Source organism: Shimia sp. SK013, assembly GCF_001292625.1.
Taxonomy (GTDB): Bacteria; Pseudomonadota; Alphaproteobacteria; order Rhodobacterales; family Rhodobacteraceae; genus Shimia.
The window spans coordinates 478,947-497,749 of sequence record NZ_LAJH01000009.1 but is presented as its reverse complement, the minus strand read 5'-3'; the positions used below and the strand labels follow the sequence as shown (position 1 = coordinate 497,749).

General features: G+C 57.4%; 20 protein-coding genes and 1 pseudogene. 15 read left to right on the top strand and 6 right to left on the bottom strand.

Going from position 1 to position 18,803, the window contains the following annotated elements; translation table 11 throughout:
- The first annotated feature begins 5 nt into the window (after window positions 1-5).
- Genes fabZ through SHIM_RS04910 form a run of 5 tightly spaced genes read left to right on the top strand, consistent with a single transcriptional unit; the run spans window position 6 to window position 3,810 of the window.
- Window positions 6-470, top strand: coding sequence for a 3-hydroxyacyl-ACP dehydratase FabZ (gene fabZ, locus SHIM_RS04930; RefSeq protein ID WP_054001481.1), 465 nt, complete (start codon window positions 6-8; stop codon window positions 468-470).
- Between the two features lie 5 nt (window positions 471-475).
- On the top strand, window positions 476-1,273 hold the full coding sequence (gene lpxA / locus SHIM_RS04925) for an acyl-ACP--UDP-N-acetylglucosamine O-acyltransferase (RefSeq protein WP_054001480.1): 798 nt from the start codon (window positions 476-478) through the stop codon (window positions 1,271-1,273).
- 3 nt (window positions 1,274-1,276) lie between these two features.
- Window positions 1,277-2,077, top strand: coding sequence for an LpxI family protein (locus SHIM_RS04920; protein WP_054001479.1), 801 nt, complete (start codon window positions 1,277-1,279; stop codon window positions 2,075-2,077).
- Window positions 2,077-3,231 (top strand): lipid-A-disaccharide synthase, encoded by a 1,155-nt coding sequence (lpxB, locus tag SHIM_RS04915; protein WP_054001478.1) that lies wholly within the window; start codon window positions 2,077-2,079, stop codon window positions 3,229-3,231. The genes SHIM_RS04920 and lpxB overlap by 1 nt, the downstream gene beginning before the upstream one ends.
- A 3-nt stretch (window positions 3,232-3,234) precedes the next feature.
- Window positions 3,235-3,810 (top strand): hypothetical protein, encoded by a 576-nt coding sequence (locus tag SHIM_RS04910; RefSeq protein ID WP_054001477.1) that lies wholly within the window; start codon window positions 3,235-3,237, stop codon window positions 3,808-3,810.
- A 6-nt stretch (window positions 3,811-3,816) separates the two neighbouring features.
- Here the strand turns inward: SHIM_RS04910 and mnmA are convergent, their stop codons facing one another.
- Window positions 3,817-4,962 carry a tRNA 2-thiouridine(34) synthase MnmA gene (gene mnmA / locus SHIM_RS04905; protein WP_054001476.1) on the bottom strand — a complete coding sequence of 382 codons (1,146 nt, stop codon included), beginning with the start codon at window positions 4,960-4,962 and terminating at the stop codon, window positions 3,817-3,819.
- 122 nt (window positions 4,963-5,084) lie between these two features.
- Here mnmA and sciP point away from each other — a divergent pair, with 122 nt between their 5' ends.
- The 5 genes from sciP (at window position 5,085) to SHIM_RS20620 (ending at window position 10,972) form a co-directional block, all read left to right on the top strand.
- On the top strand, window positions 5,085-5,393 hold the full coding sequence (gene sciP, locus SHIM_RS04900; RefSeq protein WP_054001475.1) for a CtrA inhibitor SciP: 309 nt from the start codon (window positions 5,085-5,087) through the stop codon (window positions 5,391-5,393).
- Between the two features lie 202 nt (window positions 5,394-5,595).
- Window positions 5,596-6,309, top strand: a complete 714-nt coding sequence (gene ctrA / locus SHIM_RS04895) for a response regulator transcription factor CtrA (protein WP_054001474.1) — start codon at window positions 5,596-5,598, stop codon at window positions 6,307-6,309.
- A 62-nt stretch (window positions 6,310-6,371) separates the two neighbouring features.
- Window positions 6,372-8,654 carry an NAD-dependent DNA ligase LigA gene (gene ligA / locus SHIM_RS04890; RefSeq protein WP_054001473.1) on the top strand — a complete coding sequence of 761 codons (2,283 nt, stop codon included), beginning with the start codon at window positions 6,372-6,374 and terminating at the stop codon, window positions 8,652-8,654.
- The gene (gene recG / locus SHIM_RS04885; RefSeq protein WP_054001472.1) at window positions 8,651-10,741 is read left to right on the top strand and encodes an ATP-dependent DNA helicase RecG; all 2,091 of its coding nucleotides are present in this window, start codon (window positions 8,651-8,653) and stop codon (window positions 10,739-10,741) included. Before ligA ends, recG begins: the two co-directional genes overlap by 4 nt.
- A 108-nt stretch (window positions 10,742-10,849) precedes the next feature.
- Window positions 10,850-10,972, top strand: a complete 123-nt coding sequence (locus tag SHIM_RS20620) for a hypothetical protein (RefSeq protein ID WP_275043948.1) — start codon at window positions 10,850-10,852, stop codon at window positions 10,970-10,972.
- 229 nt (window positions 10,973-11,201) lie between these two features.
- Here the strand turns inward: SHIM_RS20620 and SHIM_RS04880 are convergent, their stop codons facing one another.
- Window positions 11,202-11,654 carry an iron-sulfur cluster assembly scaffold protein gene (locus tag SHIM_RS04880; RefSeq protein WP_054001471.1) on the bottom strand — a complete coding sequence of 151 codons (453 nt, stop codon included), beginning with the start codon at window positions 11,652-11,654 and terminating at the stop codon, window positions 11,202-11,204.
- 68 nt (window positions 11,655-11,722) lie between these two features.
- On the opposite strand from SHIM_RS04880, the gene hisI reads away from it, so the two are divergent.
- Window positions 11,723-12,085: a phosphoribosyl-AMP cyclohydrolase gene (hisI, locus tag SHIM_RS04875; RefSeq protein WP_054001470.1), complete on the top strand. Its 363-nt coding sequence runs from the start codon at window positions 11,723-11,725 to the stop codon at window positions 12,083-12,085.
- 45 nt (window positions 12,086-12,130) lie between these two features.
- Here hisI and gluQRS read toward each other — a convergent pair whose 3' ends face one another.
- The 4 genes and pseudogenes from gluQRS to SHIM_RS04855 form a co-directional block, all read right to left on the bottom strand.
- Window positions 12,131-12,970, bottom strand: a complete 840-nt coding sequence (gene gluQRS, locus SHIM_RS04870; RefSeq protein WP_054001469.1) for a tRNA glutamyl-Q(34) synthetase GluQRS — start codon at window positions 12,968-12,970, stop codon at window positions 12,131-12,133.
- A complete protein-coding gene (locus SHIM_RS04865; protein WP_054001468.1) occupies window positions 12,967-13,578 on the bottom strand; it encodes a class I SAM-dependent DNA methyltransferase in 612 nt (203 codons plus the stop codon). The genes gluQRS and SHIM_RS04865 overlap by 4 nt, the downstream gene beginning before the upstream one ends.
- 37 nt (window positions 13,579-13,615) lie before the next feature.
- A complete protein-coding gene (trmFO, locus tag SHIM_RS04860) occupies window positions 13,616-14,980 on the bottom strand; it encodes a methylenetetrahydrofolate--tRNA-(uracil(54)-C(5))-methyltransferase (FADH(2)-oxidizing) TrmFO (protein ID WP_342585508.1) in 1,365 nt (454 codons plus the stop codon).
- A gap of 219 nt (window positions 14,981-15,199) precedes the next feature.
- Window positions 15,200-15,997, bottom strand: a pseudogene (locus SHIM_RS04855) (enoyl-CoA hydratase); the annotation flags it as partial.
- Between the two features lie 47 nt (window positions 15,998-16,044).
- On the opposite strand from SHIM_RS04855, the gene SHIM_RS04850 reads away from it, so the two are divergent.
- The 4 genes from SHIM_RS04850 (at window position 16,045) to rplM (ending at window position 18,803) form a co-directional block, all read left to right on the top strand.
- Window positions 16,045-16,467: a PaaI family thioesterase gene (locus SHIM_RS04850; RefSeq protein WP_054001466.1), complete on the top strand. Its 423-nt coding sequence runs from the start codon at window positions 16,045-16,047 to the stop codon at window positions 16,465-16,467.
- Window positions 16,464-17,108: a DUF2459 domain-containing protein gene (locus SHIM_RS04845; RefSeq protein WP_054001465.1), complete on the top strand. Its 645-nt coding sequence runs from the start codon at window positions 16,464-16,466 to the stop codon at window positions 17,106-17,108. The genes SHIM_RS04850 and SHIM_RS04845 overlap by 4 nt, the downstream gene beginning before the upstream one ends.
- A gap of 88 nt (window positions 17,109-17,196) precedes the next feature.
- Window positions 17,197-18,165, top strand: a complete 969-nt coding sequence (locus SHIM_RS04840) for an SLAC1 anion channel family protein (protein ID WP_054001985.1) — start codon at window positions 17,197-17,199, stop codon at window positions 18,163-18,165.
- A 176-nt stretch (window positions 18,166-18,341) separates the two neighbouring features.
- Window positions 18,342-18,803: a 50S ribosomal protein L13 gene (gene rplM, locus SHIM_RS04835; protein ID WP_054001464.1), complete on the top strand. Its 462-nt coding sequence runs from the start codon at window positions 18,342-18,344 to the stop codon at window positions 18,801-18,803.

Here is an 18,803-nt window from a genome sequence, read left to right as displayed (position 1 = left end):
TGATCATGGCTGACGATCTTAAGAGCGCCGATATTGGCCTGATCCAACGGATCATTCCCCACCGGTATCCGTTTTTGCTGGTGGATAAAGTTGTCGACATCAATGGGTATCAGAGCGCGCGTGGCATCAAGAATGTCACCATGAATGAGCCGCATTTTCAGGGACATTTTCCAAGCCAGCCGATTATGCCAGGTGTGACTATCGTCGAGGCGATGGCCCAGACATCGGCGGTCATGGTGGGTGTTGCGCTGGACATGGCGGACAAGAACCTGCTGGTTTATTTCATGGGCATCGACAAGTGTAAGTTCCGTCGCATGGTTGTTCCGGGCGATGTGCTCGAGATGCAACTCACAACCCTTCGCGGCAAACCCGGCGGCAAAGTCTGGAAATTTTCCGGAACTGCAACCGTTGACGGTGACGTTGCCTGTGAAGTTGAATTTACCGCGATGATGGATCTTCCCAAGGAGTGAGCCTAATGGCGATTGCCGCGAGTGCGCAGATACATGCGAGCGCCGTCATTGAAGACGGGGCAGTGATTGCGGAGGGCTGTGTAATCGGCCCATTCTGCGTTGTGGGGTCCAGCGTTGTTTTGCAGGCCGGCGTGGAGCTTAAGAGCCACGTGGTGGTGACGGGCCAGACGGAAATCGGGCCTGAAACGGTGGTGTTTTCCTTTTCGGTGATTGGTGAAATCCCGCAGGACCTTAAGTTTGGCGGCGAACATAGCCGGTTGGTGATTGGCGCGCGCAACCGCATCCGCGAACACGTGACGATGAACTCCGGCACCGAAGGTGGTGGCGGGGTCACGCGTGTTGGTGACGATGGTCTGTTCATGGCGGGCTGCCACATTGCGCATGACGCGCAGATTGGCGATCGGGTGATTGTGGTGAACTCGGCCGCGGTGGCAGGACATTGTGTCATCGAGGATGATGTGATCATCGGCGGTTTGTGCGGCATCCATCAATGGGTGCGCATCGGCAAAGGCGCCATCATTGGTGCTGTGACCATGGTCACCAACGACGTCATCCCATACGGGCTTGTGCAAGGGCCGCGCGGCGAATTGGACGGTCTCAATCTTGTGGGGCTGAAACGACGGGGCGTGGCGCGGGCGGATATCACCGCGTTAAGGGCTGCGTTTCAGATGCTGGCGCAGGGTGAAGGTGCCTTTCAGGAACGCGCGCGCCGTTTGGGCGACGAAAGTGACAGCGATTATGTGCAGGAAATTGTGGCCTTTGTAATGGGTGACACGGACCGGTCTTTCCTGACTCCGAGGTAAACAATGAGCGATTTGGCCATTTTGAGTGGTGGAGGTGCGCTGCCAGTGATGTTGGCGCAGGCCGAGCCGGACGCAGTGCGCGTGGTGTTTGAGGGCGTGGCCCATGAAATGCCTGAGCCTGTGCAGTTGCACAGTATCGCAAAGATGGGTGGTATCTGGCAGGCGCTGAAAGACGCGGGGGTCACCCGCGTGGTTTTTGCCGGTGGATTGGGGCGGCCTGCGTTAAATCCCGCCGACATGGACGCCGGAATGATGTCGATCGCGCCGCGCCTGATGGCGGCGATGCAGCAGGGTGACGATGCGTTGTTGCGCCTGATTGTGGCGGTTTTTGAAGAGCAGGGGTTTGAGGTCATCGGCGCTCATGAGGTGCTACCGGAGATCTGCATGCAGGAGGGGCTGTTTTTTGGCCCGGAACCCGATGCCGCTTTGATGGAAGACGCCAAGAAAGCACAGGACATATTGCTGGCCTTGTCGCCACTGGATGTGGGGCAGGGCGCGGTTGTGGCCGCAGGCCTGTGTCTGGGTATCGAGACGTTGCAAGGCTCGGATGCTTTATTGCGATTTGTGGCCGAGACGCCTGCGCACCTGCGGCGGGGCAAAGGCGTGTTTGTAAAGATGCCAAAAGCGGATCAGGACCTGCGTATGGATATGCCTGCGATTGGGCCGGACACGGTTCATTCAGCCGCCAAGGCCGGGGTGGCCGGTTTGGTGGTCGCGGCGCACAAAGTGTTGATGATTGATCGCGAGGCAACCCGGCAGGCACTGGAAGACAGTGGATTGTTCCTTGTGGGGCAAGTGGTGTGATGAAGGTGTTTCTGGTCGCGGGCGAGATGTCGGGCGACCGGCTCGGCGCGGCGCTGATGGAAGGTCTGCAAGAGTTACTACCAGAGGTGACGTTTGCCGGAGTTGGCGGGGCTTTGATGCAGGAACAGGGGCTCGAGAGCCTGTTTCCGATGGATGAGCTGAGCGTGATGGGCATCGCCGAGGTGCTGCCCAAATACCGACATCTGCTAAGGCGCATGCATCAAACCGCGCAAGCCGCGTTGGCGATGAAGCCGGATGTGGTGATCACCATCGACAGCCCCGATTTTTGTTTGCGGGTGGCGAAAGAGATCAAAAAGGTCAGCAACCTTCGCACGGTGCATTATGTGGCGCCCTCGGTCTGGGCTTGGCGGCCCAAACGCGCGGTGAAGATGGCCAAAGTGATTGATCAGGTGTTGGCGCTGTTGCCCTTTGAGCCGCCCTATATGGAGCAGGCTGGTGTGCGCTGTGATTTTGTCGGGCATCCCGTCGTGAATGAGCCAGTTGCCACGCCAGATGAATGCAGAGATTTTCGCACAAGACACGGGATCGGTGTGGCGCCGGTTCTGCTGGCTTTGCCCGGATCGCGACGGTCTGAAGTTGACCGACTTGGGCAGAGTTTTGGCGACGTGGCCGCGCTTGTGAAGCAAGCTGTGCCAGACTTGCAAGTGGTGGTGCCAGCCGCGGCGTCGGTGGCAGACATGGTGATCGAAATCACAGGCGACTGGCCCATGAAACCCATCGTGTTGGACCCGCGTGGCCAATCGCAAGCCGAAGCGCTGGCCGAAAAACGCGCGGCTTTTGCGTCGGCGGATGTGGCGCTTGCAGCCTCGGGGACTGTGTCGTTGGAACTGGCGGCGAGCGCGACGCCGATGGTGATTGCCTATGACATGAGTTGGCTAAGCTGGCAGGTCATGAGCCGAATGGCGTTGATCGACACGGTGACGTTGGTCAATCTTGTGACGGACACGCGGCTGGTGCCCGAGTTTTTGGGGCCACAGTTTCAAACAGGGCCAATCGCGCAGGCGCTCACCGAGGTGCTGGCTGCGCCTGATCAACAGGCTGAGGTCATGGCGCTGACGATGGCGCGTCTGGGCAAAGGGGCGCAGGCGCCGGGGCTGCGCGCGGCGCAGGCGGTTTTGGACGGGTTGGGATAAAGCGTGGACACCCTGGGATTTGGTCTGTCCGCATTTTTTGCGCATGTGCTGACCAACATCGACAATCTGGCAATCATGTCTGGCTTGATTTTGACATCCGGCAAATGGCGCGTCGTGAGCTGTTATCTGGTTGCACAGCTGATTGTTCTTGGGGTGGCGTTGCGATTGGCGGATGGCTTGGTCGCGCAGATGCCAAATATTACCGGCTATTTGGGCTTTGTTCCTGTGGTGATTGGCATTCTGGAATTGCGCCGCCGGATCAAACTGCGCGGCGTCGAGGAGGAGGCAGCAGCGGTACAGATCGGCAGCGTTGCGATTGTGGCACTGTTTTTGAGCGTGTCGTTGGACACGTTTGCAGTGTTTGCGCCGCTGTTTGCTGATTCCACCGCTGAGTTTCGTATCGCGGCGGCAATCGGTGCTGCGGTGTCGGCCGTTGGCCTCGCGGCGGGGGCGGCCATTTTGGAACATGTGACCCGTGGCTTCATGAGCCGGCTTGTGAAGCTGGAGCGCCTGACGCCGTATGTAATGATTGTTGTCGGGTTTTATGTGTTGCTCAACACAGGCACCGACGTCAGCTGACGCGGGTTAATGCCCGCGCCAGATCCAGCCGCCGCCAAAGATGCGACTGCTGTTGGTGTCGTAAAACACGCAAGCCTGTCCCGGTGAGACACCTTCTTCGGGGGTTAGCAATTCAACCTCTGCGGTATCAGGGCCGGTGGGGCGAATGATTGCGTCACGTGGGGGGCGGGTGGAGCGCACCTTGACCATCACATGCCATTCGGCGCGGCTGTTAAATGGTTCATCGCCCAACCAGTTGATCTCGCGCACCGGAATTGTGCGGGTCGAGAGCATCTCTTTGGGGCCAACGATAACCTGTTTCGCGTCCACATCGAGTTTCACCACATAGAGCGGTTCAGATAGACCACCGATGCCCAAGCCGCGACGCTGGCCGATGGTGTAATGCAGCACGCCATTGTGTTTGCCGCGGACGTTTCCTTCGTGATCGACGATGTCTCCGGGCTCGGCTGCGCCCGGGCGCAGCTTTTCGATCACACTTGCGTAATCGCCATTTGGCACAAAACAAATGTCCTGACTGTCCGGTTTATCGGCAACTGAAAGCCCATATTCCGAGGCCAAAGCGCGTGTGGCGTCTTTGTTGGGCAGGTGGCCCAAAGGGAATCGCAGGTAATCGAGCTGGTCAGGTGTGGTGGAAAACAGAAAGTAACTCTGGTCCCGGTTGGCGTCTGTCGCGGTGTGCAACTCGGCGCCGTCCGCGCCCATTTTGCGCTGAATGTAGTGGCCTGTGGCCATGCAGTCGGCGTCCAGGTCCTTGGCGGTTTCCAGGAGGTCTTTGAATTTCACCCGTTCGTTGCAGCGAATGCAGGGTACAGGGGTGGCGCCAGCGAGATAGCTGTCGGCAAACTCGTCGATCACTGCGTCCTGAAAAATGTTTTCATAATCAAGGACGTAGTGCGGAAACCCCTTTTCCTCGGCGACCCGTCGGGCGTCGTGAATGTCGATGCCCGCGCAGCAGGCGCCTTTTTTGGCCAGCGCCGCACCGTGGTCATATAGCTGCAGGGTAACGCCGACCACGTCGTAGCCTTCGTCCGCCAGCTTGGCGGCCACAACCGAACTGTCGACGCCACCAGACATGGCAACGACCACACGGGTCTCGGACGGGGGTTTGGCAAAGCCTAGGGAATTCAGCTTTGATTCGCTGTCAAGCGCCATGGTGAGTCTCTCCGATCAGAAGTCGTCGAGAATATAGGAAAATCCTAACTACTCTCAAGGGGTGGTTTCATTCCTCATTAAGCCTGTTGGGGCACTCTGGCGCCAGTTGAGAGGATACAGTGATGTTTTTAAAGAAAGTAGAAGGGCCACGATGCGTGTCTTTGCCCGACGGTTCGGTCATGTCACGTGCGGATTTGCCCCCACCTGAGACGCGACGCTGGGTCGCGTCCCGCAAAGCTGCGGTTGTTAAGGGTGTTGTCTACGGGCTTATCAATCAAAAAGAAGCGCTGGAAGTTTACGGACTTAGTGAAGAGGAGTTCGAGCAGTGGGTCAAAGCCGTGTCAAAGCACGGTTTCGACGCGTTGAAGGCGACCGCAGTGCAGAAATATCGGCAAAAATCGGAAGATGAAGACCGGCCAAACACGCTGTAGGTCCACGCGGATGCACTCATTCATGGCATCTGCCCAAATTAACCGGCATTTTTACGCCAAAACTTTGTGAATTCCCGTCAGACGTGCAACTGTGTACGTGCAGTTGTAGGTAATCTTCGTTAACGATCCATTCTAGTAACCGTGAGTTAACCTTTTTTGGCCATGGTTAACGGGCAACCCTCCTGACGTAAGGAAATATTAAATGAGAGTACTGCTGGTCGAAGACGATCCTAACACCTCAAAAAGCATCGAGATGATGCTGACGCACGCAAACTTGAACGTATATGCTACAGATCTTGGCGAAGAAGGTATCGACCTTGCGAAGCTCTATGACTACGACTTGATCCTGCTTGACCTTGGTCTGCCAGATATGACGGGCCACGAAGTGTTGCGCCAATTGCGCACGTCGCGCATCGATACTCCAATCCTGATCCTGTCCGGTGCCGATGACACCGAGAGCAAACTTAAGGGGTTTGGGTATGGCGCGGATGATTATCTGACCAAACCGTTCCACCGCGAAGAGCTGGTGGCGCGTATTCATGCGATTATTCGTCGGTCCAAAGGCCATTCCCAATCGGTGATCCGCACCGGACTCGCGGCGGTAAATCTGGATGCGAAAACCGTTGAGGTCGAAGGCAAGCCTGTGCACTTGACCGGCAAAGAGTACCAGATGCTCGAACTGCTTAGCTTGCGCAAAGGCACAACACTGACCAAAGAGATGTTCTTGAACCACCTCTATGGCGGCATGGATGAACCTGAGCTGAAGATTATCGACGTTTTCATCTGTAAGCTGCGTAAAAAGCTGAGCGAAGCCACTGGCGGCGAAAACTACATCGAGACCGTTTGGGGCCGCGGCTATGTGCTGCGCGATCCGGAACCTGTGGTTTCCGATGAGGACGTCGCACTGCGCGCTTAAAGCGGTCTTGTCGTCCGATTGCGGCGGCCCTATCACTTGGGAGGGTGGATAGGGAGAAGCCGGTGACCGACGCGCAGACAGTTAGTGATTTGACGAAAGAGCAGGCGCGCCTTGAACTGGCGCGCCTTGCTGCGTTGCTGGGGCGGGCGAACACGGCGTACCATCGTGAGGACGCTCCGGAAATTTCGGACGCGGAATATGATGCTGCAAAGCGTCGCAATGCCGAAATCGAGATGCATTTCCCCGAATTGAAACGGGATGACAGCCCGAGCGAAGTGGTTGGTGCCGCGCCCGGCGAGGGCTTTGGCAAAATCAGCCACGTGGTGCCGATGCTGAGCCTCGGCAATGCGTTTGAAGATGACGACGTCACCGATTTTGACGACCGGATTCGCAAATACCTTAATCTGGGCGCGCGACGTGAATTGCAGTTTATTGCAGAGCCAAAGATTGACGGGCTAAGCCTGTCGTTGCGGTATGAGGGCGGGCATCTGGTGTATGCCGCCACGCGGGGTGACGGCGAGACTGGCGAAAACGTCACCGAGAACGCCAAGACAATTGCCGACATTCCACGTGTGCTCGAGGCAGCGCCGGATGTGATCGAAGTGCGTGGCGAAGTTTATATGAGCCACGCGGATTTTGAGGCTTTGAACACGCGCATTCGCGAAAAGAATGCGAAACTGGAAGCGGACGGGAAAAAGCCGCTGACAGTTTTTGCCAATCCGCGCAATGCGGCTGCCGGAAGTTTGCGGCAGTTGGATCCAACTGTGACCCGCGAGCGGCCGTTGAGGTTCTTTGCGTACGCTTGGGGGGATCTGTCCGCACCTTTGGCAAAGACGCAAATGGGCGCGATTGAGCGGTTGGCAGCATTGGGGTTTGTGACCAACGATCTGACCAAATTGTGCGACGGACCAGAGGCGTTGATTGCGCATTATCGCGACATCGAGACGCAACGGGTGTCGCTCGGCTATGACATTGATGGCGTGGTCTACAAGGTGGACGACCTTGGATTGCAGGCGCGGTTGGGGTTTCGATCCACCACGCCACGCTGGGCGGTGGCACACAAATTCCCTGCAGAATTGGCATGGACGCGGTTGGAAGGTATCGACATTCAGGTTGGTCGCACCGGTGCACTGAGCCCTGTGGCGCGGTTGCAACCTGTGACCGTGGGTGGTGTGGTGGTGTCCAATGCCACGCTGCACAACGAGGATTACATCGCCGGTCGTGACAGTAAAGGCGCGGATATTCGCGACGGTAAGGACATTCGTGTGGGCGATTGGGTGCAGGTGTATCGCGCTGGCGATGTGATCCCCAAAGTGGCGGATGTGGACCTGAGCAAGCGAGCTGAAGGGGCGGAGCGCTATGTGTTGCCCGAGCGGTGCCCTGAGTGTGACAGCCCTGCGGTTCGAGAAGAGGGCGACGCGGTTCGCTATTGTACAGGTGGGTTGATTTGCCCCTCGCAAGCGATTGAAAAGTTGCGACATTTTGTGGCCCGAAAAGCGTTGGATATCGAAGGGTTGGGCGCAAAACAGATCGAGATGTTCTTTGACGATCCGGATTTGTCGATCAAAACCCCCGCGGATATTTTCACTTTGGCGAACCGGGATGCGGCGAATCTAACCAGCTTGAAGAACCGCAAGGGATGGAAAGACAAAAGCGTTGCCAATCTGTTTGCCGCGATTGAGGCCAAGCGCGACATCGGCTTTGCTCGGCTGCTGTTTGGGCTTGGCATTCGCCATATTGGGGAAACCGGCGCCAAGGATTTGGCGCAGCATTTTGGCGAGTGGTCCAAACTTGAGCGGGCGGCAGAAACGGCGCGTCCGGCTGCCTTGGCGTGGCGGGCTGCGGATTTGGCGGAAGACGCTGAACGGATTGCTGCCGCGAAGGGCGGGAGACGTGGGCGGATCAAAGAGGTTCGGGATGCCGCGGAGGCCGCGTGCAATGTATCGGTGGTTGCCAAAGCAGCCTGGGACGACTTGACCGGCATAGACGGCATCGGTGCCTCGGTGGCGTTGTCGTTAACGGATGCGTTTGCCAATGAAAACGAGCGAGCCGAGATTGACCGGCTTGTTGGCATGTTGAGGATTGAAGCGCCGGAGGCGATGCTAACAGAAAGCCCGGTTGCGGGCAAAACCGTGGTGTTCACAGGCAAGCTGGAGAAGATGACGCGAGATGAGGCCAAAGTGCGGGCCGAAGCGTTGGGTGCAAAAGTGTCGGGATCTGTGAGCAGTAAGACCGACATTCTGGTGGCTGGACCCGGTGCCGGGTCAAAGGCCAAGAAAGCGGCGGATCTTGGAGTGACCACCATCGACGAAGACGGCTGGCTGGAGTTGATTGAAGGATTATGAGCGGACGGCCGGAAATTCTGTTTCCGTTGTTTGCGGATCTGACAAAGCTGGATGGTGTCGGGCCAAAGACGGCGCAGCATCTGGAGCAGATTCACGTGCAAAAGCCACGTGATTTGCTGTTTCTGCTGCCGTATTCAGGCATTGATCGAGCGCTCAAGATATCAGTCAACGAAGCGAATTTGCCGGATACGGTGACGGTTCAGGTGTTGGTCGGTGCACATGTGCCTGCGCGCAACCGTGGCGGGGCGTACCGGATCACAGTGCAAGACGCGTTGACCTCGTTTCAGCTGGTGTTTTTCCATGCCCGTGGCGATTACCTCAAGAAAGTGTTGCCAGAGGGCGAACGCCGCGTGGTGAGCGGCAAGGTAGAGCTGTTTGATGGCGTCGCGCAGATGGTGCATCCCGAATACATTGTCGCGCCCAACGAGGCCGAAGATATCCCCGCGTTTGAGCCGGTTTATCCGCTGACACATGGGGTGACGCAAAAGACTATGGTCAAAGGGGTGCGATCGGCGTTGGAGCGGACGCCGGAGTTGGCAGAGTGGATTGACCCGTCCCAAAAGGACAAGGCCAAGTGGCCGCATTGGCGCGAAGCCATGGAGCAGGTGCATTTGCCCACGTCCTTGGCCGAAGTGTCGCCGACGCATCCAGCGCGAGAGAGACTGGCATATGACGAATTTCTTGCGCATCAGCTGACATTGGCGTTGGCGCGCGAGCAGTTACAGCGTGCCAAAGGTGTGATTTCCGAACAAACAGGCGCGTTGCAGGCCAAGGTGCGGGCCGCGTTGCCATTTGCGCCAACGGGGGCGCAGGAGCGGGCCGTTGAGGCGATTGCGCGCGATATGGCGCTGCCGATGCGCATGAACCGTTTGCTGCAGGGAGACGTGGGCGCGGGCAAAACGCTGGTGGCGTTTATGGCGCTGTTGGTGGCGGTTGAGGCAGGCGGGCAGGGCGTTATGATGGCGCCCACCGAGATTTTGGCACGCCAGCATATGCAGGGGTTGCGGCCGTTGGCCGAAAGTGCGGGCGTTGTATTGGAGATCCTTACCGGGCGCGACAAAGGGGCGGAACGGCGGGCCAAGCTGGAAGCTTTGGCGCGGGGTGACATTCACGTGCTGGTCGGCACGCATGCGGTGTTTCAACAGGATGTGGCGTTTGCCGATCTGCGGTTGGCCATCGTTGACGAGCAGCACCGTTTTGGCGTTCGCCAGAGGTTGGAACTGGGCAAGAAAGGCGCGGGGGCGGATGTTCTGGTTATGACGGCGACGCCGATCCCACGGTCGCTGGCGTTGGCGCAATATGGCGATATGGACGTGTCGGTGCTGGATGAAAAACCGCCCGGACGGCAACCGATCACCACAGCGTTGGTGAGCACGGGGCGCATAGACGAGGTGGTTGACCATCTGCGCAAAGCCGTCGCCGAAGGCAAGCAAGCCTATTGGGTTTGTCCCTTGGTAGAAGAAAGCGAGAACGTTGATTACACCGCAGCCGAAGACCGGTTCAAGCTGCTGCGCGCAGCCCTTGGTGAAGGCGTTGTTGGCATGGTGCACGGGCAGATGCCGCCAGCCGAAAAAGACGCGGGCATGGCGGCGTTTCAAAAGGGTGAGACGCAGGTTCTGGTGGCGACCACTGTTATTGAGGTGGGCGTGGATGTGCCCAACGCGACAATTATGGTGATTGAACGGGCTGAGGTCTTTGGTCTGGCGCAGCTGCACCAGTTGCGCGGGCGCGTCGGGCGTGGGTCGCAGGCGTCGACGTGTTTGTTGATGTATCAGTCGCCTCTGAGCGAAAGCGGGCAAAAACGGCTGACGGTCTTGCGTGAAAGCGAAGACGGGTTTGTGATTGCCGAGACCGATTTGGAAATGCGTGGCGCGGGTGATTTGATTGGAACCGCGCAATCGGGCCTGCCGAGATTCAGAATTGCCGACTTGGAAGCGCAGGCCAGTTTAATGGCCGTAGCGCAGTCAGACGCCCGCAAACTGCTGCATGACGATCCCGAGCTGAAAAGCGAGCGCGGGCAGGCGGCGCGTGTTCTTTTGTGGCTGATGGAACAAGACCAAGCGATCCGTTTGATTTCAGTCGGTTAACCCTTCTTTTCGCGAAATGTTCTCAAATGTTCTCATAAAGTTCTTTACTTGATGTTCTGTATGTGAGAACAAAGAGGCAACAAAGATCAAAACGGGAAGGAGGCCCCAATGATGCAGCAAATTAAATCGGTGGTTCGCAATTCAGGCGACACTTTGGTGCAAGACGCTCTTGGTGGTGTGGTTCTCGTTGCTTTGATGGTTGTGGCGCTGCATGTGCCTGGCTTTGTTTGAGGTTTTTTGAGGAATACAGTTTACTGCCTGCGATTTTCGCGCTGGTTCGTCCCCGCATCCTGTCCCCATCTTGATGCATTTCGACTTGTTCTGCCTGTTCTAAGTCCCGAAGGGTTTTCTGCCTGATCGCCCTTCATTGACGAATTGGGTCCCACGTGAAGACGCACCTCACTGCCGCCGCCTTTCTTTTGAAAGTGCGGCGGTTTTTTTGTGGGCGGCAGTGTCGGGGTTAAGCGCAGTTGGCTTGGTCGGCCTGTTCAAACGCCTCGGCGGTTGCGTCAAAAGCCAAAAGGATCGACGCGTGACGGTTCTTGTAGTCACGCGCAGGCCGCAGCACTTCGAGACCGTCAAAAGGCGCAGGCGGCGTAGGGCCGTCATCTTTGAGCATCGCCTTGAGCGCTGCGCGGGCGGTTTCGATTTCAGCGCGGGTGCGACCAATCACGCCGGAGCCCACCACGGAGGCAGAGGCCTGACCCAAGGCGCAGGCTTTGACGTCTTGGGCAAAAGCGGCGATGCGGCCGTCCTCAATTTTGAGGTCCACAGTCACAGTGGAGCCACAGAGCGGCGCGCGTTTTTTGACGGTGGCATCTGGATCGACCAACCGCTCGGTGTGCGGGATCGCAGCCGCCAAATTGAGGATCTGGCCAGAGTAGAGCTTGATCAGGTCGTTTTCGCCGGACATCGCGGTTTCCTTCGTTGCGTGATTCCTAGATAGAGGTCGAAAGTGCAGATGCAAAGAGGGACGTTGGTATGGAATTTGACACAGGTCTTTTGAAATACAACGACGCCGGTTTGATTCCGGCAATTGCGCAAGATGACACGTCAGGCGAAGTTCTGATGATGGCGTGGATGAATGCCGAAGCGGTGGCAAAGACCTTGCAAACTCGCAAGGTGACCTATTGGAGCCGGTCGCGGCAGGCGTTTTGGATCAAGGGCGAAAGTTCGGGCCACGTACAGGAGCTCGTGGATTTCCGGTATGACTGTGATCAGGACTGTATACTGGTGCTGGTAAATCAGACGGGTGCAGCCTGTCACACCAACCGGCGCACGTGTTTTTACACGGCGGTGCGCGAGGGTGAAACTGTCGAGTTGATGCAACCGATGCAGGATTGAGCCTTCGGCGAAGGTAATTCCGGAATAAAGAGACGTGTCCTGGCCTTACAGGCCGACCATGGCGCGAATGTCTGCGGGCGTTGCACCGTCAGCGCGGTATTTGGCTATGGCGCGCGCGTCGTCGCGTTTGGCGAGGCGTTTGCCGGCGTCGTCCCGGATCAGTGCGTGATGGTGGTAGGCAGGTGTTGGCAAGTCCAACAGGTTTTGCAACAAAACGTGGATGCGGGTTGCCTCAAACAGGTCTTCGCCACGGATCACATGGGTGACAGCGGTCGCAACATCGTCCAGCACCACCGAGAGATGATAAGAGGCGGCCATGTTGCGGCGAGCAAGTACCACGTCTCCGATGGTTGTTTGCAGATCGTTCCTTGTAAGTTTGTGGGTGCCAGCGAAGGCGTCGCCGGTTTCTATGAAGGTTGCAGAAACAGATTGAGCGGCTTTGACCATGTTGAGGCGGGTGCAGGTGGCCTCGTCGGGTGAGAGGTCGCGTGCGCGGCAGGTGCCGGGATAGATGCGTCCGTCAGGGCCAAATTCCGGCACGCCTTCTTGCGGAGCGGAGGCCGCGCTGTCGATGTCGCGGCGGGTGCAATTGCAGTCAAACGTCAGGCCCGCGTCGCGCAAGGTTTCGAGTGTTCGGGCATAGTCAGGGAAATGGTCAGATTGCCGACGAACGGCACCATCCCACGTAATGCCCAACCACGTCAGGTCGTCATAGATTTGCAGTTCCCAGTGCGGGCGGGCGCGGGATTGGTCGAGATCGTCGATCCGCAACAGGAAACGGCCACCTTTGGCGCGCGCGGTGTCATGCGCCAGTAGCGCTGAATAGGCATGACCCAAATGAAGTGGACCGGTTGGGGATGGGGCGAAGCGCGTGGTGAAAGTCACAGTTTTTCAAGCAGGTAGGCGGTGGAGTTTATGTTGCGCGCCGGAAGGTGTGGCCCGTGTTCCTGCTCTAATACACGCATGCTACCGGCTTCGGCACAGGCCGTGACTTTGGCTGCGTAGGCAGGGTCCTCTAACGCGTGATCGTTGAACGAGAGAACAAAGAGGCCACTGGGCGCCAGTTTGGCAAGCAACGTGTCAAAAAGATCCAGCGGTGCAGCACCCGGGCCGATGACACCGATGGCCGCAATTGCGGAGTAGGTTCCTGTTTCAAACGGCAAGGGTGTGTCGGCTGCGATCTGATGAAGAGAGCGGTACAAGTTTTTGGCACGGGCCTTGGCCAGCATTTCTTTGGACAGGTCCATTCCGTCCAGCGTCGTGAGGCCATTCGCACGAAGCGCCTTGCCGGAGAGACCAGTGCCGCAGCCAAAATCCAACACGGGTGCGGCTTTGTCAGCCAAGTGCGCGGCTAAAGCGCGAGCGCAGCGGGCAGGGGTGACATAGCCGTTTTCGCCGACCTCAGCCTCATATGTGTCAGCCCAGTCGTCGTAAAAGGTCTCGATGCCCTTGCCGATGTGGTCGTAGACGTTGTCGAGGAATTTGCGGGTCATGGCATCAATTTAAGCGCATGTCCCGCGCGGCGTCCAGTCAGCTTTGCGCCGCAAGCCAGGCTTGCCAGTCCACCTTGGCGCGGTCGGTGTAGGCTTTGTAGCGGTCTTTGCGGCCGCGACGACCACCTTTGAGGCCTTCGACTGGTTGAAACAGGCCGAAGTTGACGTTCATCGGTTGAAAGGTCTTGGCCTCGGCACCGCCTGTGATGTGGTGCACCAACGCGCCCATGGCTGTGTTTGGCGGCGCGGTATCGAGCGGCTTGCCAAGGATTTCGGCAGCGGCCAAGCGGCCAGCGAGCAGCCCCATTGCGGCGCTTTCGACATAGCCTTCGACGCCTGTCACCTGACCGGCAAACCGGATGTTGGGGCGTGATTTGAGGCGCATCTGATCGTCCAGAAGCGTGGGCGAGTTGATAAATGTGTTGCGGTGGATGCCGCCAAGGCGGGCAAAACTGGCGTCTTGCAAACCCGGGATCATTTTGAAGACTTCGGTCTGGGCGCCGTATTTCATCTTGGTCTGGAAACCGACGATGTTCAGGAGCGTTCCCAATGCGTTATCCCGCCGCAATTGCACAACTGCGTAAGGTTTATCATCGGGTTTATGCGCGTTTGTCAGACCGACAGGCTTCATCGGCCCAAAACGCAAGGTTTCGCGGCCGCGCTCCGCCATGACTTCAATTGGCAAACATCCGTCAAAATAGCCGGCGGTTTCGCCGTCTTTGAATTCCGCTTTGTCAGCTGCCAGAAGCGCGTCGATGAAGGCTTCGTATTGGTCTTTGGTCATCGGGCAGTTGAGATAAGCTTTCTGTTCTTCTTCGGTTTCGCCCTTGTCATAGCGTGATTGCAGCCATGCCACGTCCATGTCGATGCTTTCGGCATAAACAATTGGTGCGATGGCATCAAAAAATGCGAGCCGTTCGGCGCCGGTTTCGGCCTGAATGGCCGCGCCGAGCGATGTAGAGGTCAGCGGGCCGGTGGCAAAAATCCAGTGGCCTTCAAAGGGCAGCTCGGAGATTTCGCCATACTCGACGGTAATGTTTGGGTGATCCAACAAAGCTTGTGTCACAGATTCGGCGAAAGGATCGCGATCCACAGCCAGAGCCCCACCAGCGGGCAAGCGGTGTTTGTCGGCCGTTGCCATAATCAAGCCATTGGCCGCGCGCATTTCCCAATGCAGCAAGCCGACGGCATTCTGTTCGTCGTCATCAGAGCGGAAGGAATTGGAACAGACCATCTCGCCAAGGTTGCCGGTGCGGTGGGCGAAGGTTTCCACGTCGGGGCGCATTTCGTGGATAACCACGTTAACGCCCATGTGTGCGGCCTGCCAAGCGGCCTCGGATCCGGCCATGCCGCCGCCAACGATATGCAATGTCTGTGTCATGCAGGCGGACATAGGTGACAGAGCCACGATTTGAAAGGGGGAAGAGGAAGTGGGGTCGACGGCGTCCAAAAAACGAAGTCAGAGAGAGAATGACATCAGGAGGAACACTGGACTGCGCGACGACCCCTATTTTCGACATATCGCACTGCCGAGATCGCAAGAAGACTATTGCAGGGTGTTTATTAACGCACACTGAACGATCTGAATTTTTTCTCACAAAAACAGGCAGAAAGAAAAATATTATTGATCCTGCCAATCCGGCGGCCGTTTTTCGAGAAAGGCCGCGATGCCTTCTTCGGTGTCACGCCACAGCATGTTCTGCACCATCACGTCGCCCGTGTAGTCGTACGCCTCGTCCAGCGGTTTTTGCAGTTGCTCATAAAACGCCTGTTTGCCGATTTTCACGGCCGCACCAAGTTTAGAGGCGACGGTGTTGGCGAGTTCGGCGGAGGCCGCGTCGAGCGAGTCGGCGGGCACAACGCGGTTGATTAGGCCAATCGCTTGCGCTTCGGCCGCATCCACAAAGGCGCCGGTCGACAGCATCTCAAAAGCCCGCTTGCGTGGGATGTTGCGCGACAAAGCAACCATGGGAGTCGAGCAAAAGAGGCCAATATTGACGCCGTTCACACCAAAGCGTGTGCCTTTGGCGGCGACAGCCATGTCACATGTGGCGACCAGCTGGCATCCGGCGGCTGTGGCAATGCCGTGAACTTGTGCAATGACAGGTTGAGGCAGGCGTTGGATGGTTTGCATCATCGTGGCGCAACGGGTGAAGAGGTCTTTGAAATAGGCCTTGCCGCCGTCCTCGGATTGGCGGCCCAGGGTCATTTGCTTCAGGTCGTGGCCTGCGCAGAACGCTTTGCCGGTGCCGGACAGCACAATTGCGCGGACGCTGGTGTCCGTTTCAAGCGTATCAAACGCGTATTGCAGCGCCGCCAGCATTTCGTCTGACAGCGCATTCAGCCGATCGGGCGCGTTCATAGTGAGGTAGGCGACGGCATTTTCGTCGCGACGTTCCAGAATTCCCATCTTGCCCTCCTGAGCCTTTGGGGTGAGCTTAGCGGTGGGACGAGGAGAGGAAAAGCATGCAAGCCGTGATGAGCGCAGAAGAAATGACTGATTGGCTGGAAAGTGTCTTTCCGCAGGTCAAAAGTGATTTTGTGGTGGAGAGCATCGACGGGGTGAACACCGTGATGCGGATGAAGGTGGCTGAGCGGCATTTGCGCCCGGGCGGTACGGTGTCAGGGCCAAGCATGTTCGCGCTGGCGGATGTGTCGGCCTATGTGGCGACGATGGCGCGGATTGGCAAAGAAGCGTTGACGGTCACGACGGGTTGTTCGCTGGATTTCATGCGCAAACCTGAGGCAGGCAAGGATCTGATCGCACATGCAACCTTGTTGAAGCTTGGACGTACGTTGTCTGTCACCAGTATATTGCTTTACTCTGAAGGCAATGACGCGCCGGTGGCGCGGGCCAATATGACCTATGCCATTCCGCCAAGAACATGACGCGCAAGCGCTGGATCGCGCTTGTGGTCTTTATATTTCTGGCAAGCCGGTTTGTCGCGATTGATCGGGGCGGGGCCTATGACCGCGATGCGGGCTCGCCGATTTGGGTGTTTGATCACGGGTATCATGCGGGCCTGACCTTGAGCCGAGAATCGCTGTCGAAATTCGGCGGCGACAAATCGCAATCTTGGCTTTTGCAGTTTCCGGATGCGGATTGGTTTGAATTCGGATGGGGAGATGCCGGATTCTATTTCGAAGTGCCGACGTTTGAGGATGTGACGGCCAAGATCGCAGCCAAGGCGCTTTTTCTGCCAAGTGACAGCGTTGTCCATGTTGCAACGGGTGCCGGATCACCATGGGATGTGTTTTCGCATTCCGAAGGCGTTGAAATTCCGGTTACCGACATGGCGCTTCGGGACATCCTGGGTTTTGTCGAACGTGGCGCGCAATCCAGCGTGCCGCTTGGGCCGGGCCTTTACGGGATCAGCGCGTTCTACGAGGGGCAGGGCAAATATCATCTGTTTCAGACCTGCAACAGCTGGGTGTCACAGGCGTTGCGGGCCGGTGGACTGGCCTCTGCGCCAGGACCGTCGGTGGCCAGTTTGGGCTTGGTCTGGGATTTGAAACGTAGGTATTGGTAGGGCATGTCAGCCGTGGTTTGTGAGCCGGTCGCTTTACATTCCGAAAACGTTATGTGAAGGCTGAAATGAATAGAATATGGATCGCCTCATGACCGAAGCCAGCGCGCAAACTTCCAAACTTCAACATTTTCCAGTGCCAATCTTTGCCACGATTATGGGGCTGATGGGATGGGCGCTAGCGTTTCATGCAGTGCCGGACGGAATGCCGTTGGCGGGCAGGCTATCATCGGGTGTGATGTGGATCGGGACCGCGGTTTTTGCGGGTTTGGCGACGCTGTATCTTGTGAAACTGGTGCGGTTTCCAGAGGCGGTGCGCTCAGAGTGGAACCATCCGGTGCGGCTCGCGTTTTTTCCTGCCATTTCGATTTCGTTGCTGCTGTTGAGCACCGCGATGTGGGCGCACTTTCCGGATTTGGCCAAAGGTTTGTGGCTGACAGGGGCGACGGGGCAAGTGGTGTTAACACTGGCGGTGGTCTCGGGTTGGATTTCACACCGTAGTTTCGAGGTTGGGCAATTGACGCCTGCGTGGTTCATTCCGGCGGTTGGCAATGTGGTTGCGCCGATTGCAGGCGCGCAAATGGGGTTTGTCGAGCTGAGCTGGTTGTTCTTCTCGGCAGGTGTGATTTTCTGGGTGGTGTTGTTGACGCTGGTGTTCAACCGGTTGATTTTTCACGACCCGATCCCCGGCAAGCTGCTGCCGACTCTGGTTATTCTTATTGCACCGCCAGCGGTGGCGTTTTCGGCTTATGTGTCCCTGACTGGACAAGTGGATGGTGTGGCGCGGATTTTCCTGAATGCGGCCTATATCTTTGCAGCGTTGGTTTTGGTGCAAGCTCCGAAGTTCAGACATCTGCCCTTTGCGCTTTCATGGTGGGCGCTGAGTTTTCCGGTTGCGGCCTTGGCGATTGCGTCGTTCCGGTTCGGAGGACTCACGGACAGCGATGTGCATACGTACATAGGCTATGGCGTGCTGGTTGTTTTGAGTGTGACAATGATTGGTCTTATTGCCAGAACGCTTTTGGCGGCAGTGCGCGGTGAAATCTGCGTGCCGGAATGAAAATAGGGTCAATGCACGTGGGGTAAAATGATACCTAATTTGCAAGCTGTTGTTTTTGCTAATTTATTTCGCGCTTTGTGCGCTTGACGCGACGCGCGGCTGCTTTATAAACCGCCCATCACATTCTGACGCGTCCAAATTTGGCGCGTCTGTCAACCAATCATGGAAGACCTGACATGAAAACCTTCTCTGCTACTCCGGCAGACATCGAGAAGAAATGGATCATCATCGACGCCGAAGGCGTGGTGCTGGGCCGTCTCGCTTCGATTGTCGCCATGCGCCTGCGCGGCAAGCACAAGGCCACCTTTACACCCCACATGGACACTGGTGACAACGTCATCGTGATCAATGCGGACAAAATCCAGTTGACCGGCAAAAAGCGCACGGACAAGACTTATTACTGGCACACCGGTCACCCGGGTGGCATCAAGTCCCGTACCGCCGAGCAAATTCTGGAAGGCAAGTACCCAGAACGTGTGGTGACCAAAGCCGTTCAGCGCATGCTGCCTGGCAACCGTCTGTCGCGTCAGATCATGACAAACCTGCGCGTTTATGCTGGTGCCGAGCACCCGCACGAAGCGCAAGCGCCTGAAGTCCTGGACGTTAAGTCCATGAACAGCAAAAACACCCGGAGCTAA

Excerpts from the sequence above, each read along its gene's own strand:
- fabZ (WP_054001481.1), top strand. The coding sequence starts at position 6 with ATGGCTGACGATCTTAAGAGCGCCGATATTGGCCTGATCCAACGGATC.
- lpxA (WP_054001480.1), top strand. The coding sequence starts at position 476 with ATGGCGATTGCCGCGAGTGCGCAGATACATGCGAGCGCCGTCATTGAA.
- SHIM_RS04920 (WP_054001479.1), top strand. The coding sequence starts at position 1,277 with ATGAGCGATTTGGCCATTTTGAGTGGTGGAGGTGCGCTGCCAGTGATG.
- lpxB (WP_054001478.1), top strand. The coding sequence starts at position 2,077 with ATGAAGGTGTTTCTGGTCGCGGGCGAGATGTCGGGCGACCGGCTCGGC.
- mnmA (WP_054001476.1), bottom strand. The coding sequence starts at position 4,962 with ATGGCGCTTGACAGCGAATCAAAGCTGAATTCCCTAGGCTTTGCCAAA.
- sciP (WP_054001475.1), top strand. The coding sequence starts at position 5,085 with ATGTTTTTAAAGAAAGTAGAAGGGCCACGATGCGTGTCTTTGCCCGAC.
- ctrA (WP_054001474.1), top strand. The coding sequence starts at position 5,596 with ATGAGAGTACTGCTGGTCGAAGACGATCCTAACACCTCAAAAAGCATC.
- recG (WP_054001472.1), top strand. The coding sequence starts at position 8,651 with ATGAGCGGACGGCCGGAAATTCTGTTTCCGTTGTTTGCGGATCTGACA.
- SHIM_RS20620 (WP_275043948.1), top strand. The coding sequence starts at position 10,850 with ATGATGCAGCAAATTAAATCGGTGGTTCGCAATTCAGGCGACACTTTG.
- SHIM_RS04880 (WP_054001471.1), bottom strand. The coding sequence starts at position 11,654 with ATGTCCGGCGAAAACGACCTGATCAAGCTCTACTCTGGCCAGATCCTC.
- hisI (WP_054001470.1), top strand. The coding sequence starts at position 11,723 with ATGGAATTTGACACAGGTCTTTTGAAATACAACGACGCCGGTTTGATT.
- SHIM_RS04865 (WP_054001468.1), bottom strand. The coding sequence starts at position 13,578 with ATGACCCGCAAATTCCTCGACAACGTCTACGACCACATCGGCAAGGGC.
- SHIM_RS04850 (WP_054001466.1), top strand. The coding sequence starts at position 16,045 with ATGCAAGCCGTGATGAGCGCAGAAGAAATGACTGATTGGCTGGAAAGT.
- SHIM_RS04845 (WP_054001465.1), top strand. The coding sequence starts at position 16,464 with ATGACGCGCAAGCGCTGGATCGCGCTTGTGGTCTTTATATTTCTGGCA.
- SHIM_RS04840 (WP_054001985.1), top strand. The coding sequence starts at position 17,197 with ATGACCGAAGCCAGCGCGCAAACTTCCAAACTTCAACATTTTCCAGTG.
- rplM (WP_054001464.1), top strand. The coding sequence starts at position 18,342 with ATGAAAACCTTCTCTGCTACTCCGGCAGACATCGAGAAGAAATGGATC.